The following is a 16,518-nucleotide window of genomic DNA, read 5'->3' as shown; positions in this document are numbered from 1 at the left end:
AATCACCGCTCAATCTTTGTGTTCAGGTAATTCTCTACGGTTTTAATGGCACAATATTTACCACACATAGTGCAAACATCTTTATCTTCAGCAGATGTTTTAATATGTAAAGCATCAAACTTTTTAGGGTTTATAGACAATTTTTTTTGAGCTTCCCAATCTCTACTTGTCCTTGCTTTATCCATTTTATAGTCCCAGCTCAAAGCACCTTTAACGCCTTTCCCAATATCTGCAACGTGAGCCGCAATTATTGAAGCAATAGTTCCTTCAATAACTTCCTCAACCCCTGGTAGAGCAAGGTGTTCACTTGGAGTTACATAACAAAGAAAATCAGCACCATTTAAACCAGCAACAGCACCACCAATTGCAGAAACTATATGATCGTACCCAGGCGCTACATCTGTAACAAGAGGACCTAGAACGTAAAAAGGTGCTCCGTGACAAATTTTTTTCTGCAACATAACATTGGCTGGTATCTCATGTATAGGGATATGTCCTGGTCCTTCTATAATAACCTGTACACCTGCATCCCAAGCTCTTCTTGTTAACTCTCCAAGAGTAAGAAGTTCATCAATCTGGGCGCTATCAGTTGCATCCACCAACCCACCCGGCCTCATACCATCTCCAAGACTAAGTGTTAACCCATATTTTTTTGCTATCTCAAGGTCTCTATCAAAATGCTCATAAAGAGGGTTCTCTTTTTCATTAGCAATCATCCAACTTATAAGAAAAGCGCCACCTCTGCTCACCACCATACATTTTCGAGGGTTTTTACGTAACCGTTCAAGAGTTCCTGATGTTATACCACAATGAACTGTCACAAAAGATACACCTGCTTTTGCATGGTCTTCTATTGTTTGAAAAATTTTGTCAGGTACCATTTTTTTCAACGCACCTGTCTCTTCTATAGACCCTATCGCTGCTTGGTATATTGGTACAGTACCAACAGGTACTGGGCTTTTATCTATTATCTGGTCAAGGATTTTCTTGGTATTTCCGCCAGTACTCAAATCCATAACAGCGTCTGCTCCGTGCTCGCAAGCAGCCTTTAACTTTTTAAGTTCAATATCAATATCAGAAACATCAGGAGAAGTTCCTATGTTAGCATTTATTTTTGTTCTTAACCCTTCTCCTATACCAAGATATTTATCCTTATGTTTTAAGATAACCACCCTACCTTCAGAAACTTTATACTCAATCTGCTCAGGGCTGATATTCTCTTCTTGCGAAACATATTTTATTCCTTCACTTATAATTTTTTTTACACTCATTTTATCCTCTATTCAAGCACTGCTCCAGTATTGGCAGATTTGACTTCTTTAGAATATCTGCCGAGAATGCCCTCTTCCTTTTTTTTATGTTTTTCAGCAGAAAAACCTTCTTTTCTTTTTTCCATTTCAGAATCACTAAGGTTAACATTAAGCAATCTTTTAGGAATATCCATTTCAATTATATCCCCGTCTTGTAAAAAGGCTATTGGACCGCCATCTGCTGCTTCTGGACTAATATGTCCAACACACGGACCTCTTGTTCCTCCTGAAAATCTACCGTCAGTTAAAAGAGCTACCTTCTCTCCAAGCCCTTTCCCCAGTATCACAGCCGTTATTGATAACATCTCCCTCATACCTGGACCACCTTTAGGTCCTTCGTATCTTATAACTAAAAACCCTTCTGTAATTCTGTCTTCCATAACAGCCTTCATTGCTTCTTCTTCGCTATCAAAAATATGTGCTGCTCCTTTAAATTTCATCATTGTAGGAGACACAGCAGACTGTTTCACAACCGCACCGTCAGGAGCAAGAGACCCTTTTAAAACGGCTATACCGCCTTCAAAAGAATAAGGGTTATCAGACTCTTTTATAATTTTTCTACTCGTTATTGAAGCTTTACCAACTATATCTTTGATTTTTTCACCGCTTACTGTCTCAACATCAAGGTTTAACAAATCTTTCCCCGCAAGTTCTTTCATCACTGCTGGTATCCCGCCAGCAAAATCTACATCCTGCAGATGCTGGCTTGAAGCAGGCGATACCTTAACAATGTTAGGCGTTTTTTTACTCAACCTATCAAATATATCCAAATCAAGTTTAATTCCAGCTTCTTTTGCTATAGCAGGAAGATGCAAAACTGTATTTGTAGAAGCACCTATTGCCATATCAACCGTTATAGCGTTTTCAAAGGCTTCAAATGTTGCTATATCTCTTGGTTTAATATTCTGTTCAACAAGTTGTACTGCTCTCATACCAGAGGTTTTTGCAAGCCTTATTCTTTTTGCAGTAACAGCAGGAATAGTCCCATTTCCAGAAATTGCAAGCCCTATCGCTTCACTTAAACAGTTCATAGAGTTAGCTGTAAACATTCCAGAACAACTCCCTGCTCCAGGGCAACCTTCATCTTCAAAAACCTTAAGTTCATCTTCTTTCAATTCACCTTTATCTACCCTACCTACTGCTTCAAAAAGAGAAATTAAATCTATACTTTCTCCACTCGGCAGATATCCGCACATCATAGGACCACCACTTACAAGCAACCCTGGAATATTAACTCTCAAAAGAGCCATCAACATCCCCGGCACTATCTTGTCGCAGTTAGCCACCAGAACAACACCATCAAACTGGTGAGCCTGTAGCATTATCTCCACAGAATCTGCTATAACCTCTCTTGAAACAAGGCTATACTTCATTCCTTTGTGTCCCATAGCAATACCGTCACACACCCCTATTGTTCCAAACTCTACTGGAGTGCCCCCTGCTATCCTTATACCTGTCTTTACAGCTTCTGTTATATTGTTAAGATGTATATGACCTGGCACTATCTCATTAGCAGAGTTTGCTACGGCTATCAAAGGACGTTTAAGTTCTTCATCTGTTAACCCAACAGCTTTTAATAAAGACCGGTGTGGGGCTCTATCGACTCCTTTTTTTATATTGTCACTTCTCATCAAACCTTCTCCTTTACCCTATTCGACAAACTATTTACCACCTCTTTGAGTTAAGGGCACTTGGTTTAGTTTAACAAACTTCTCTTTTTGTTCTCTACTATATAGACATCTTTCTTATTAAATCCAAATGTTCCATATCAGGAAGTTTGGAAGTAGAAACCACCTTTTTTAGATGCGTATAAACAACTTCACTACCCTTTACTCCCACCATAAAAGGAAATTTACCTAAAACAAGTTGTTCAACTGCAACGCTTCCCAATTTTGTTGCAAGAACCCTTGTAAAATAGCTTGGGTTACCTCCTCTTTGTATATAGCCGAGAATAGAGTACCTTATCTGCCTATTAGGGAACCTATCTTGTAAAAAAGAAGCAAGTTCTTGAGCTTTCCCTGCACCCTCAGCAAGAATAATTATTGAACTTTTCTTTCCCATAAGTTCTTGTACCTTTAATGTTTCGGCAACATCATTCCAATCAACAACAACCTCAGGTACAATAGCTATCTCCGCTCCAGAAGCGACAGCAACCTCAATCGCAAAATATCCTTTCTCTTTTCCCATCACTTCAACTATAAAAGTCCTGTCATGGCTTGTGGCAGTATCCCTTATTTTATCAACAGCATCAACAGCAGTATTTACTGCTGTATCAAACCCAACAGTATAGTCAGTTCCATAAAGGTCGTTATCTATTGAGGCTGGTATTAGTACTACTGGGTAATCAAAATCTTGTGAAAATTTAAAAGCACCTTTAGCAGAACCATCACCACCTATAACAACCAACCCATCTATCTCGGTTTTTTTTAGGTTCTCATAAACCTTAACTCTAACCGTTTTTTCAGCAAATTCTGGGAACCTAAAAGTCTTTAAAAAAGTTCCGCCTTGATTGATAATCCCGCTTACACTTCTTGAATTAAGTTCTATAAACGAATTATCATATCCCCCTCTAAAACCTTTTTCTATACCAACAATAGAAAGTCCTGCTCCAATAGATGTTCTTACAACAGATCTTATAGCTACATTCATCCCTGGAGCATCACCGCCGGAGGTCAAAACTCCTATTTTTTTTATTTTTCTTTTCATAATATACATAAATTCTGCTATATTTTTATTACACTTTCGTGGTACAGATATTTATTATTCCAACCCAAGAAGTTTGATGGCGTTTTCTCTTGCAACCTTATTAAAAACCGTCTCTGTTATCTTACCATCGTCTCTCAATTTTAATAGAAAATCTATCAACGGAGTTTCTGTGTCTGGTTCACATATATCTGTGCCAAAAAAGAGTCTATCCTGAAACTCGTTGATAAATTTTACAGCGTATTCAGGGTCTCTTGCCATTGCGTGAAACCCGCTCCCTGCTGATAAATCACCAAGAAGGTTCTTGTATCTTCTAAAGAGTATAGGCACAACACCTTCCTTTTTTACGGGAGAAGTGGGGTACCGAAAACGGTCACCGGGTGTCTCAAGTTCTGCTATCTCAGCCCAAAACGCTGTTGAATGCCCTAAAAAATATAGGTCAGGATGCATAACTAAAGTCCATTCAAGTTGAGGTAATCCTGGGTCATCATAAAGCCCGTAAGTATAACCAATATAAGGCGCTATATGAAACGTTATAGGCATTCCGCCAACCTTTTCAGCGCACTTAAAAAGGTTTTGAACCATAGGGTGCATAAAAGGCATATTAGCACACAACTCACCAATCCCTTTACATCCTCTATCTTTATAATATTGAAGCATCTCGTCGAGTGGTGCATCACAACGGTTTGTCATAAAACGAGGGTCTATATTACAGAAAGGAATAAATCTATCAGGATACTTATCGCATATCTCCAGAACTTCTTCCATCGACTGCCCTTGTAAACCACACTCCGAAGAAACTCCTCCTCTAAGAATAACAGCTTTTTCTATCCCAAGTTTATCATACCTTTCAAGCAGATATTCTGGCGTTGCGTAAACCTGTTTACCTTTATTGAGATAAGTCTTATGCTTCCTTAAATGCACATGTATATCTATAAACATTTGTATCTCCCTTGCCCTATTACTTAAGTTTTTTTAATCCCTTTGAGCAATTTTATGGTTTACCTCTTTTTTTAATTTAGAGGGTTGTTTTTTTATGCTTTTCCGTCGCTTCCCAACAGTTTACACTTATCTATATACATCTGTTTCAATTCTTCACGAGCTGGACCAAGATACTTTCTTGGGTCAAATTCACCTGGTTTTTCAGCAAGAACTTTTCTTATCATAGCAGTCATAACAAGTCTACCATCAGAATCTATATTTACTTTACAAACATTTGTTTTAACAGCTTCTTTTATCTGCTCTTCTGGTACCCCTGTTGCATTTTCCATCTTGCCACCATACTGGTTTATTATATCAATATATTTCACTAAAACAGAAGAAGCACCGTGCAATACAATAGGAAAATTTGGTAACCTTTTCTCACATTCCTGTAAAATATCAAACCTAAGAGGAGGAACCTCTTCTCCTGGTTTTACCTTAAACTTGTACGCTCCATGAGAAGTCCCTATAGAAATAGCAAGACTATCAACCCCTGTCTTTTTAACAAAATCTTCAACCTCTTCAGGTCTTGTATAATGGCTAACTTCTGACTGTACGTGTTCCTCAATACCAGCCAACACCCCAAGTTCACCCTCAACAGTTACGTCTTTTGTATGTGCGTACTCAACAACTTCTCTTGTTAATTTTACATTCTCATCATAAGGAAGATGAGACCCGTCTATCATAACGTTTGAAAAACCGTAATCTACACAACTTTTAGCCAACTCAAAAGAGTCCCCATGGTCAAGATTCAAGGCTATAGGTATACTGCTTCCCATTTCTCTTGCCACCTGAACCGCTCCGGGAACCATATACCTTAAAAGGGTCTGATTGGCGTACTGTCGAGCGCCTTTTGAAATCTGTAAAATAACAGGAGAATTACACTCCACACAAGCCGTTATTATAGCTTGAAGTTGCTCCATATTATTAAAATTATAGGCAGGTACAGCGTATCCTCCTTTTAAAGCTTTAGCAAACATATCTTTTGTGTTCACCAATCCAAGTTCCTTAAAACTTATCGACATTTAACTCCTCCTTTTATAAAACTTCTTTCTAATATTTTTTACCCAAGAGATAATTTATACTGCTTGAGTTTCTCTTTTAAGACTTCATCTTGCAACCCAAGAATCTGTACTGCCAGAATAGCAGCGTTCTTTACACCAGCTTTACCTATTGCCATTGTAGCAACAGGAACCCCTGACGGCATCTGAACAATCGCAAGCAGAGCATCCATTCCCTTTATATCGCTCGTAGGGAGAGGAACACCTATTACTGGTAACACAGTTTTTGCCGCTATAACACCAGGTAGATGAGCAGCCATACCTGCACAAGCAATAATTACTGAATAACCGTCTGTTTCTGCGTTTTGAGCAAAATCCATTGTTTTATCAAGACTTCTATGGGCAGACATAACCATAACCTCGTAAGAAAGTTCAAATCTATCTAAAATCGTTTTTGCTCCTTCAAGGTAAGATATATCGTTTTTACTACCAACAACGATTGCTATTTTTCTGTTCATTATAAGTTCTTCTCCCGAAACTCAGTTAACCTTTCTACTGCTTTTTTAATCCTATCTTCTCCAATTGTAAGAGAAAACCTAATATATCCTTCCCCTGAAGGTCCAAACCCAACTCCAGGTGTTACAACAATTTTACATTTTTCAAGAAGTTCGTCTGCAAACTTAATAGAACTACCTTCAATTTTTAGCCATAGATAAAAAGCACCTTTTGGGCTCTCCACTTCAAACCCTGTTTTTCTTAAACCTTCAACAAGAACGTCCCGCCGTGCCATATAGATTTTTCTCATATCTTTTATACTATCGGTATTATTATTTAGAGCCTCTATCCCGGCAAACTGTATCGCTTCAAATGTACCAGAATCGATATTCTCCTTAATTTTTGCAAGCCCTGAAACAAGTTTTTCATTCCCACAAGCCCAGCCAGCTCTCCAACCAGTCATATTGAATGGTTTAGAGAGAGAATTAAACTCTATTCCAACATCTTTCGCACCAGGGAGAGACAAAAAACTAACCGGCTTTTCTTCAAAATAAATCTCGCTGTATGCGGCATCATAGACAAGCATAATATTATTCTTTTTACAAAATGCTATTGCCTCTATAAGAAAATCTTTATCAATAAATGCAGCGGTAGGGTTGTTAGGGTAGTTTAAAAAAAGCATTTTTGCTTTAGCAAGAATATCAGATGGTATTCCACCTAAATCAGGTAAAAACTTATTCTCTTTTTTCAACGGCAAGAAGAAAGGTTCGCCTTCAGCAAGCCTTGTTCCTATATGATAAACAGGATAGCAAGGTTCTGGTACAAGCGAAATATCCCCTTTATTCAAAAAAGCCCAAGGGAAGTGAGCTATCCCTTCTTTTGACCCTATAAGAACACATATTTCATTTTCTGCGTCAACCTCAACACCATAATGAGTTTTATAATACTTGGTTATTGTTTTTCTAAAATCAGGCATTCCTTTTCCAAGAGGGTACCTATGGTAAGAAGAATTTTCAACCCCTTTTTTTAATGCGTTTAAGATATTTGGTGGAGTGGGTAAATCAGGGTCTCCAACCCCAAAATCTATTACATCGTGCCCTTCAGCTATAAGTTTTTTCTTCTTTCTATCTATTTCAGCGAAAAGGTATGGCGGAAGATTTTTAAGTCTTTCACTAATCTCAAACATTTATTCCCTCCTATTTTTTTAGTTCATCTATCAAGTTTTTCATATTATATAAACCAGGTTTTTTACCATCAATAAATCTGGCAGCTTTTAAAGCTCCAGAAGCAAAAGATTCTCTATTATAACATCTGTGGGAAAACTCCATAACTTCTCCCTGTCCACCAAAGTAAACATAATGTTCACCAACTACATCACCCATCCTTAACGAATGTACGCATATCTCTTCTTTACTCCTAGGTCCTTCTATACCTTCCCGCCCATATTTGATTACCTGCTCAAACTTTCTGCCGGAAGCCTCACATATAATTTCAGCAATCTTTTTTGCTGTTCCGCTCGGTGCGTCCTTCTTAAAATGGTGGTGTATCTCTGATACCTCAACATCGTATTCTTTCATTAAAGAAGCAGCAACCTGTATCATTTCAAAAAAGAGGTTTACACCAAAACTCATATTAGGTGCATAAAAAAGCGGAATAACTTTTGATGCTTCCAGTAGAACAGAGTAATCCTCTTTAGTTAAACCTGTTGTTCCCACCACTATCGGAACACCTTTCTTAACACACTCACCAACAAACTTTACTGTTGCTTTAGGTTCAGTAAAATCTATCACAACATCCCTTTGACACATAAAATCAGAGAGAGTATCCCCCAAATCAACCCCTTTCAACAGTGTTTCTTCTTTCAATTTTTGGTCTGTTTCAATACCTGCCTTCAATTCAAAATCAGGATTATTTTTAGCAAGGTCTATAATAAGCCTTCCCATTTTTCCACCAGCACCACACACAATTATACTTGTCTTGCCCATTCAAAACCTCCAGAATGATTATTATACAACTACCATTATTCACTAACTCTTTCTATTATTGCTCCAAGACCTTTAAGTTTTTCTTCAAATTTTTCATACCCTCTATCAAGATGGTATATCCTTGCAACCTCTGTCTTGCCTTCTGCTACAAGTCCAGCCAAAATCAAAGCAGCACTTGCCCTTAAATCTGAAGCCATCACTTTTGCTCCACTAAGTTTATCAACACCTTTAATTATTGCCCGAGCTCCATCAAGGGTTATGCTTGCTCCAAGCCTGTTTAGTTCACCAACATGCATAAACCTTTCAGGAAAAACCTTCTCTGTTAAAACACTAATACCATCTGCCATACTCAAAAACGTCATCAATTGTGCCTGCATATCGGTTGGAAATCCAGGGTAAGGCAATGTTGTAACATCAACAGATTTCCATCTACCTGAAACCTTGGCAACAACACAATTATCTTCTACTTCTACTTTTATCCCTGACTCTTCAAGAATATCAAGGAAAGATAATATATGTTGTTCAACAACTCCTTTAACTAAAACATCACCTCTTGTAATATAAGAGGCAAGAATATAAGTGCAGGCTTCTATTCTATCAGGAACAATAGAATATTCTGTTCCTGATAGTTTTTTGACACCTTCAATCCTTAAAAAGTGTGACCCCTCACCTTCAATTTTTGCACCCATCTTCTTTAACAACCTTGCTAAATCAACGATTTCCGGTTCACAGGCTGCACACTCTATCAGTGTTTCACCTTCTGCTAAGGTTGCAGCCATCATTATGTTTGCAGTTGCAAGAACGCTGGAACCAAAATTCCCTCCAAGAAAAACCATTGTTCCTTTAAGTTTTTCTGAGTTACTTATAATGTTTCCATCTTGTTGTTCAACATTAGCTCCAAGTTTTTTTAGCCCCTTTATATGTAAATCAACTGGTCTTGAACCAATAACACAGCCTCCCGGCATAGAGAAAACTGCCTGTCCATACCTTGACACTAAAGGGCCCAATAAACACACAGAACCTCTCATTGTGCTAACAAACTCATAGGGAGCTGTAAACCGCTCAATCCCTGAAGGGTCTATCTCTATACTGTTATTTTTGTAAGATGTTTTTACTCCCATACTTTCAAGGATTTTTATCATAGTCCGAACATCTTTCACATCAGGAATATTATGAATAACAGTTTTAGTATCTGCAAGCAAACTTGCTGCAATAGCAGGTAAAGCAGCATTTTTTGAACCAGATACAGTTACTTCACCTTCAAGTTTTCTACCCCCTTCAATAATAAATTTGTCCATTAAATATCCTTTTTAAATATAGGGTACCTTTCTATTCCAGCAAGGTCCTGTTTAATAGTTACCAATCTCATGCAAGTTTTAATATCTCTTATAAGGTTTGCTTGTCCGTACCCTATTTCAAGAATAAGGTACCCTCCATCAACCAAATATTCGTAAGATTTGCGAATAATAGTTTCAACCACCTCCATTCCATTAAGACCGCCCTTGAGTGCCCTTAAAGGTTCTTTTATCACCTCTTTTGCAAGAGAAGGTATATCTACATCAGGAATATATGGAGGATTACTAACTATTATATGAAACTTATCTTTCTGCTCTGGAAAAAGGTTTCTTTTAAAAAAACTAATTTTTTTATCTACCCCCAAAGATTTAGCGTTAAATAAAGCTATTTTCAAGGCCTTCAAAGATATATCTGTTGCTACAATTCTGCTCTTTTCTATGCTTTTTGCAAGAGATACGCATATATTGCCACACCCAGTTCCTATATCAAGAATACTAACATAAGAGGAACTAAAATGTTTATTTTGCAAGTTTATTGTTTCCTCAACAAGTATTTCTGTCTCAGGTCTAGGAATAAAAACACCTTTTTTAACAAAAAAAGGATACCCCCAAAACCCAACCTGGTTGGTTAAATATTGGAGAGGAATGGATTTAGCTCTTTGAAAAACTAAAGTTGTAAACAACTTCATTTCTTTAGAGGAGATAACCCTATTGTCGTACAAATAGAGGTTAATCGCAGGTTCCTTCAAAACGTGTGACAAAAGCAATTCAACATTTTTATATGGTTCATCAACCCCACATTTTTTAAGAAAATCTCCATTCTCAACAATAAGTTTTCTTACAAAATATTCTTTATTTAGACCTCTGGGCGGTTTTGGACAGAACTCCCGATGCTGCTCTCTTAATTTCCGGATATCCTCCTCCCTCGCTCAGATATTCTATCAGACCATACAGTTTTTCGTCAGGGTTCTGTGTAAGATAGTCTCCCAACACTTCTATTATCCCACTTCGTAGTGATAACTCTTCTTGCAAAGGTCCTGTAGGATAATCACTTCTTAGTCTTAATACAAGTTCATTAATACCTGAAAAGTCAGACAACCTTGCCAGAGATAAAAGATAATAGATTTTTTGCTGTTCTACTCCGTACTCATCCCAACCTTTTTTTATAACACCAAGCCCTTCCTTATCTCTCATCTTTCCGAGCGCTTTTATAAGAGATATCGCAAAAATTATCTCATTTTTTTCTTCATCTGTTTCAATATACACTCCCCCTTCATCGGGAAGAAAATCTTCAAAACCTATATTTCCAGGAGGTACACTTGCAACACTCTGCCTTGATTGAAAATTTATATCTTTATTTTTGTCTCTCTCAACTAATAGACTTTCGTATCTCAGTTTTTCCTGTTGCAACTTACCTATTTCTGCATCAATTCTTGCTGAGGCTCTATTCAACTTTGTCACCTCATTGTTCTGAGCCCTTAGATCCCTTCTCAGTTTACCTAATTCTTGAACAGAAGGTCGTTTCTGTTGAGATTGTCCATCACCAAACTCTCCAGGAGCAGACATCTCTTGGAGTTTGTTACTCAACTGGGTTATCTTGTCCAAAACCTCAAGGCTTTTAAACGAGTTCTCATCTTTTTTTACCATTAAACCATCAATCTTTTTTGTTATATCTGCAATCTGTTTTTGTGCGTCTTTCCGCTCTTTTTCACGATTCAAAACCATACCATTTAACACACCTCTTGCAGCATTAGTAATCTCATCAGATTCAAGTTTAGATAAACTTTCAAGCGCAACTATTTTCACATCATAGGTCTGCTTAATATTTTGCAGTTCTTTAATAATAAATTGGATAGACTCATCGGTTGCCGCTTTTCCTAATGCAAGTAGCAGATTTTTATTCACCTCAACATCTTTCTCTTCTTTAGCTATTTCAACTATCTCTTCCACCACTTGCTGTAATTCTTCCCGCTTATATTTTGGCAAAACAGAAGCGCTCCTCTTTCTTGCTGTTTCTGTTTCAAACTTAATTTTTTTGATAACCCTTCTAACATCTTCCTTAGGAACCACCTCTCTTTGAGGTGAGCCATCTGCCTCCCCAGGAAAACCATCCATTTCTCCATCAGCCCCTTCCGGAACCTCTTTTTTTTCTGACTCTTTTAATCTTAAAATCTCTTCTTCTTCAAGTTTAACCCATTTTTTAACAAGTTGACTTCCAGATATTGAAGAAGTTATCTCTTCTTTCAGCCTACTTGCTTGTTTTCCTACAATAGTCTTTGGGGCTATTTCAATAGTTTTATTTAAGTTTTCAAGAGCATCGTCAACATTATTTATGGAAAGATAAACCATTCCAAGAGAAAAATAGTATTCTGGTACGGAAGGTTGTATTTCTATAGCCTTTTTGTAACTATCTATTGCCTTATTTGTGTTTCCCAACCTATATAGAACTTCTCCAATATAATAATAAGTATTAGAATTCCCCGAACCCAATTTTTGTGCTGATTCAAAAACTTTTAAAGACTCTTCATACCTTCCCTGTTTCAGAAGTAGAATACCTTTGTTGACAACTTCCAAATACCCATCTGCCAAAGCAAATGAACATACCATCAGAGAGAAAGTAATAAAAAATATAATTCTTTTACTCATTGTAATCTCTCCCTCAAGTTTTCTATAAGTTCTTCTATATTGCCTTCTATTATATTATCAAGATTATATAAGGTTAAATCGATTCTGTGGTCTGTAACTCTATTTTGAGGAAAATTGTATGTTCTTATCTTTTCACTCCTCTCCCCAGTTTTGACGACAGATTTTCTCTCATTATCTATTTTACCTTTTTTTTCTATCTCATAAAGGGATTGAAGTTTTACTTTTAGTATCTTCAGCCCTTTTGCTCTATTTTGTATCTGCGACCTTTCATCCTGACAACTTATAACAAGCCCGGTAGGTATATGTGTTATCCTTACAGCTGAAGAAGTTTTATTTACACTTTGCCCCCCAGCTCCCGAAGACCTAAAAGTATCAATCTTCAAATCATTAGGGTCTATTCTTACTTCTTTCTCTTCAATGTCTGGAAAGACTGCAACCGTCGCCGCTGACGTATGTATTCTACCGTAACTTTCGGTATCAGGTATTCTTTGAACTCTATGTACTCCACCTTCATTTTTAAGGTCTTTATAGGCCCCTTTACCTCGCACAAGAAAGATTATCTCTTTAAACCCAGCTATATCAGATGTATGAGTATTCATAACCTCTACCCTATAACCTTTCTTTTCAGCAAACCTCGAATACATCCTAAACAAATCTCTCGCAAAAAGACTTGCTTCTTCACCCCCAACACCAGCCCGTATTTCAACAATAGCGTCTCTAATATTTTTTGGATCTTCAGGGTAAAAGAACTGATATATTTCAGACTCAACCGCTATTTTCTCTTTGGAAAGAAGTTCCAATTCTTCTTTAGCAAGTTCTTGTATTTCAATATCTGAATTTACAGAAAGTTCTTCTGCTTCACTAATTTCCTGCTCTAAGTTTTCTATCTTCTTTTTAAGGTTTATTATTCCGTCAAGTTCACCTACTTTGATTATCGCTTCCCTAAACTCATTAGACGCCTTATCGCCTTCTGTAATTATCTTCAAGTTTCTATCATACTCTACCGATATATCTTTAAGTTTACTTTTGAGATTAATATTCTTTTCTGTTTTCAAAAATTATTTAACTCCATAATTCTGGTATTTTTTTCTAAATTTTTCAACCATACCTGCGCTATCCAAAAACTTCTGTTTACCTGTAAAATATGGATGACATTTTGAACAAATTTCCACTTTTATTTCAGGTTTTGTTGACCTTGTTTCTACAATATTTCCGCATACGCAAACAATATTGCATTTTTCGTACTTGGGATGTATCTTTTCTTTCATTTTTCCTCCAAATCATTAACTAAACTATTTAACCAATTCTTTAAAATTATCTCGAGTCATAGGAGAAGCAACATCCATAATGCCCTCACTACTAAAATATTCTATCTCTTTACCTTCTACCTCTAAAATAACACTTTTTACAGAGGGAAACTGTGTAGCAGTATAAACAATCTGAGCAAGTCTTTCGGTCATAGCTAAAATGCCACCACCGTCCTCTATACTTTTTGAAAAATCAAGGTAAGCCACTTCGTCAACAATACGCACATTCAACAGAGAGGCTTTCTCTGGCATTGAACTAACAATCCCTTTCTCTATTTCAGAATCTATAGGTCCTTTTAAGAGTTCATCAATAGATTTTTTCATTTTTTCTTCAGCCCCAGTAAAAGGTGCCACTTCCCTCATAACAGCAGTCACATAAGACTTATGTTGTTCTTCATCATAATTAACAAAATAGACCAACACTTTATTGAAACTAAAGATTTTCCCTTTATATCTTATTGTAAAGAATAATACAAGGGCAACAATAAACGCTACCAGAAGAACAACTACTGCCAACTTCTCTTTTTTTTTCATTTTTTCATAACTGCCTGCATTACCAGACCGTATACCCTCCATCCATAACAATGTTACTACCAGTTACATAACTTGATGCCTCAGAAGCAAGAAATAAAGCAGGACCTCTTATCTCTGAAGGTTCCCCAACTCTACCCATAGGAATTAAAGGAAGCCAATATTTTCCATACTGTGAAAGCACTCTTTTCACCATTTCAGTTCCCATATAACCGGGAGATATTGAGTTTACACGTATATTATATTTTGCCCATTCAGCTGCCAAAGATTTGGTAAGTTGTATTACGCCAGCTTTTGCTGCGTTATAGTGAGCTTGTGGCTGAGGTGTGTTAACAATCAACCCAGACATAGATGCTGTATTTATGATCGTTCCTTTATTCTGAGAAATCATCTGCCGTGCAACTATTTTAGAACAATAAAAAACAGCCGAAAGATCAATTTTAACAACATCGTCCCAATCTTTTATAGATAACTCTTCAGCCGGGTAGTTATTTACAATACCTGCGTTATTCACAAGAATATCTATCCGTTTAAATTGAGCAACTGTTCTTTTAACCAGTTCCTCAATTTGGTTAACATCCCCTACGTCTGTCTTCACAACCAGAGAGTCTACACCTTTTTTTCTGACCTCCAATTCAACATCTTTACCAGTCTCTACATCCATATCTGCTATAACAACATTTGCTCCAGCATCAGCAAACGCCATAATCATCTCTTTCCCTAACCCTTTAGAACCACCAGTAACTATTGCAATTTTTCCTTCAAGATTAAATAATTTTTTAGTATCCATAATTTCACCCCTTTTCATACTATTATGACATATTTACTTAAAAAATACAATTTTTTTTAACATATACTATATAGAGGTGGCAACCCGCTAAACAGTGGATTGCCACCCTGTTAAAACATTAATCCTCAAAGGAATTATTTATATCAGGCAACTCTAATAAAGCTTCTTTGATTTTTTCTTCAGGGTAATCATAATCGTCAAGTTTACCATCAAAATATGCCTTATAAGATGCAAGATCAAAATGCCCGTGACCTGAATGGTTATACACAATTACCTTCCCTGCTGGTGCATCCTTAGCCTCTTCAATAGCCGCTCTTATAGCGTGAGCAGTTTCGGGAGCAGGTAAAAACCCTTCTGTCTGTGCAAAAAGCAGAGCACTCTCAAAACACTCTCTCTGGTGGTAAGAGACAGCTTCCATCATCCCTAAATTTAGAAGATGACAAACTATTGGAGCCGCTCCGTGATACCTTAAACCACCAGCATGTATTCCTGGCGGGATAAAACTATGCCCCAAAGTAAACATCTTTAAAAGAGGCGTTGTGCAAGCCGTATCTCCAAAATCATATTTATAAAGCCCCTTAGTTAAAGTTGGGCAAGCTTTAGGTTCTACACCTACAAATCTTATACCATCCTCTTTTAATTTATCAGATAGGAAAGGCAAAACAAATCCAGCAAAATTACTTCCACCTCCAACACAACCTACCATTACATCAGGTTTTTCGCCTATCATTTGGAGTTGTTTTTTTACTTCAAGCCCAACTATCGTCTGGTGAAGCATAACATGGTTAAGTACGCTACCAAGAGAATATTTTGTGTCATCTCTCGACATAGTATCTTCCACGGCTTCAGATATAGCTATCCCAAGACTTCCAGGGCAGTTAGGGTCATCTTTTAGAATTTTAAGCCCAAATTTTGTTTTAGTTGAAGGCGACGGATACATAGTAGCACCCCACGTTTGAGCAAGAAGCCGTCTATAAGGTTTCTGCTCATAAGAAACCTTAACCATATATATGGTACATTCTAAACCAAACATTTTACATCCAAAGGAAAGTGCACTGCCCCATTGACCTGCTCCTGTTTCGGTTGCAATTCTTTTAACACCGTCAACCTTATTATAATATGCCTGAGCAATAGCAGTGTTTGGTTTATGAGATCCTGCAGGTGAAACAGATTCATCTTTATAGTATATACGAGCTTTTGTACCTATAGCTTTTTCAAGGTTCCTCGCTCTCCTTAAAGGGGTAGGCCTATAAAGTCTGTATATATCCATAACAGGGTCAGGTATATCTATCCATTTCTCCATTGACATTTCCTGCTCTATGATAGATGGAGGAAATATTGCCAAAAGATCTTCTGGTTTTATAGGTTTTTTCGTGCCAGGATGTACCATTGGTGGTAAAGGTTTAGGGAAATCAGGCACAACATTATACCATTTTTGGGGCATCTCTTTTTCTGAAAGTATTATTTTATTTTC

At 37.1% G+C, this 16,518-nt stretch carries 16 protein-coding genes; all 16 read right to left on the bottom strand.

Going from position 1 to position 16,518, the window contains the following annotated elements; translation table 11 throughout:
* Positions 1-2: 2 nt before the first annotated feature.
* Positions 3-1,271, bottom strand: coding sequence for a phosphomethylpyrimidine synthase ThiC (gene thiC / locus M0P98_05085; protein MCK9266240.1), 1,269 nt, complete (start codon positions 1,269-1,271; stop codon positions 3-5).
* 8 nt (positions 1,272-1,279) lie between these two features.
* On the bottom strand, positions 1,280-2,941 hold the full coding sequence (gene ilvD, locus M0P98_05080) for a dihydroxy-acid dehydratase (protein MCK9266239.1): 1,662 nt from the start codon (positions 2,939-2,941) through the stop codon (positions 1,280-1,282).
* A gap of 97 nt (positions 2,942-3,038) precedes the next feature.
* Complete coding sequence (locus M0P98_05075; protein MCK9266238.1) at positions 3,039-4,016, bottom strand: 6-phosphofructokinase; 978 nt, start codon at positions 4,014-4,016, stop codon at positions 3,039-3,041.
* A gap of 54 nt (positions 4,017-4,070) precedes the next feature.
* Positions 4,071-4,955: an amidohydrolase family protein gene (locus M0P98_05070; GenBank protein ID MCK9266237.1), complete on the bottom strand. Its 885-nt coding sequence runs from the start codon at positions 4,953-4,955 to the stop codon at positions 4,071-4,073.
* 92 nt (positions 4,956-5,047) lie between these two features.
* A complete protein-coding gene (locus tag M0P98_05065; GenBank protein MCK9266236.1) occupies positions 5,048-6,019 on the bottom strand; it encodes a class II fructose-1,6-bisphosphate aldolase in 972 nt (323 codons plus the stop codon).
* A gap of 38 nt (positions 6,020-6,057) precedes the next feature.
* The gene (gene purE, locus M0P98_05060) at positions 6,058-6,513 is read right to left on the bottom strand and encodes a 5-(carboxyamino)imidazole ribonucleotide mutase (protein ID MCK9266235.1); all 456 of its coding nucleotides are present in this window, start codon (positions 6,511-6,513) and stop codon (positions 6,058-6,060) included.
* Positions 6,513-7,676, bottom strand: a complete 1,164-nt coding sequence (locus M0P98_05055) for an LL-diaminopimelate aminotransferase (protein ID MCK9266234.1) — start codon at positions 7,674-7,676, stop codon at positions 6,513-6,515. The genes purE and M0P98_05055 overlap by 1 nt, the downstream gene beginning before the upstream one ends.
* Positions 7,677-7,686: 10 nt before the next feature.
* A complete protein-coding gene (gene dapB, locus M0P98_05050; GenBank protein ID MCK9266233.1) occupies positions 7,687-8,475 on the bottom strand; it encodes a 4-hydroxy-tetrahydrodipicolinate reductase in 789 nt (262 codons plus the stop codon).
* A 35-nt stretch (positions 8,476-8,510) separates the two neighbouring features.
* Positions 8,511-9,773: a UDP-N-acetylglucosamine 1-carboxyvinyltransferase gene (murA, locus tag M0P98_05045; GenBank protein MCK9266232.1), complete on the bottom strand. Its 1,263-nt coding sequence runs from the start codon at positions 9,771-9,773 to the stop codon at positions 8,511-8,513.
* A complete protein-coding gene (gene prmC, locus M0P98_05040) occupies positions 9,773-10,531 on the bottom strand; it encodes a peptide chain release factor N(5)-glutamine methyltransferase (GenBank protein MCK9266231.1) in 759 nt (252 codons plus the stop codon). Before prmC ends, murA begins: the two co-directional genes overlap by 1 nt.
* Positions 10,532-10,622: 91 nt before the next feature.
* Complete coding sequence (locus M0P98_05035; GenBank protein MCK9266230.1) at positions 10,623-12,416, bottom strand: tetratricopeptide repeat protein; 1,794 nt, start codon at positions 12,414-12,416, stop codon at positions 10,623-10,625.
* The gene (prfA, locus tag M0P98_05030) at positions 12,413-13,426 is read right to left on the bottom strand and encodes a peptide chain release factor 1 (protein MCK9266229.1); all 1,014 of its coding nucleotides are present in this window, start codon (positions 13,424-13,426) and stop codon (positions 12,413-12,415) included. The genes M0P98_05035 and prfA overlap by 4 nt, the downstream gene beginning before the upstream one ends.
* Before the next feature lie 48 nt (positions 13,427-13,474).
* Complete coding sequence (gene rpmE / locus M0P98_05025; protein MCK9266228.1) at positions 13,475-13,684, bottom strand: 50S ribosomal protein L31; 210 nt, start codon at positions 13,682-13,684, stop codon at positions 13,475-13,477.
* A gap of 24 nt (positions 13,685-13,708) precedes the next feature.
* Complete coding sequence (locus tag M0P98_05020; GenBank protein ID MCK9266227.1) at positions 13,709-14,257, bottom strand: GerMN domain-containing protein; 549 nt, start codon at positions 14,255-14,257, stop codon at positions 13,709-13,711.
* A gap of 19 nt (positions 14,258-14,276) precedes the next feature.
* Entirely contained in the window at positions 14,277-15,044 is a 768-nt protein-coding gene (locus M0P98_05015; GenBank protein ID MCK9266226.1) for a glucose 1-dehydrogenase, read from the bottom strand.
* A 118-nt stretch (positions 15,045-15,162) separates the two neighbouring features.
* Positions 15,163-16,518 (bottom strand): TrpB-like pyridoxal phosphate-dependent enzyme (locus tag M0P98_05010; GenBank protein ID MCK9266225.1); only part of this gene is annotated, 1,356 nt, incomplete at its 5' end.

The organism is bacterium, assembly GCA_023230585.1.
In the GTDB taxonomy this organism is placed as follows: Bacteria; Ratteibacteria; UBA8468; order B48-G9; family JAFGKM01; genus JALNXB01.
This window is presented reverse-complemented; position numbering and strand designations above follow the sequence as displayed.

What these genes read in the sequence shown, in the direction of transcription:
- thiC (MCK9266240.1), bottom strand. Translation starts at nt 1,271, where the DNA reads ATGAGTGTAAAAAAAATTATAAGTGAAGGAATAAAATATGTTTCGCAA.
- ilvD (MCK9266239.1), bottom strand. Translation starts at nt 2,941, where the DNA reads ATGAGAAGTGACAATATAAAAAAAGGAGTCGATAGAGCCCCACACCGG.
- M0P98_05075 (MCK9266238.1), bottom strand. Translation starts at nt 4,016, where the DNA reads ATGAAAAGAAAAATAAAAAAAATAGGAGTTTTGACCTCCGGCGGTGAT.
- M0P98_05070 (MCK9266237.1), bottom strand. Translation starts at nt 4,955, where the DNA reads ATGTTTATAGATATACATGTGCATTTAAGGAAGCATAAGACTTATCTC.
- M0P98_05065 (MCK9266236.1), bottom strand. Translation starts at nt 6,019, where the DNA reads ATGTCGATAAGTTTTAAGGAACTTGGATTGGTGAACACAAAAGATATG.
- purE (MCK9266235.1), bottom strand. Translation starts at nt 6,513, where the DNA reads ATGAACAGAAAAATAGCAATCGTTGTTGGTAGTAAAAACGATATATCT.
- M0P98_05055 (MCK9266234.1), bottom strand. Translation starts at nt 7,676, where the DNA reads ATGTTTGAGATTAGTGAAAGACTTAAAAATCTTCCGCCATACCTTTTC.
- dapB (MCK9266233.1), bottom strand. Translation starts at nt 8,475, where the DNA reads ATGGGCAAGACAAGTATAATTGTGTGTGGTGCTGGTGGAAAAATGGGA.
- murA (MCK9266232.1), bottom strand. Translation starts at nt 9,773, where the DNA reads ATGGACAAATTTATTATTGAAGGGGGTAGAAAACTTGAAGGTGAAGTA.
- M0P98_05035 (MCK9266230.1), bottom strand. Translation starts at nt 12,416, where the DNA reads ATGAGTAAAAGAATTATATTTTTTATTACTTTCTCTCTGATGGTATGT.
- rpmE (MCK9266228.1), bottom strand. Translation starts at nt 13,684, where the DNA reads ATGAAAGAAAAGATACATCCCAAGTACGAAAAATGCAATATTGTTTGC.
- M0P98_05020 (MCK9266227.1), bottom strand. Translation starts at nt 14,257, where the DNA reads ATGAAAAAAAAAGAGAAGTTGGCAGTAGTTGTTCTTCTGGTAGCGTTT.
- M0P98_05015 (MCK9266226.1), bottom strand. Translation starts at nt 15,044, where the DNA reads ATGGATACTAAAAAATTATTTAATCTTGAAGGAAAAATTGCAATAGTT.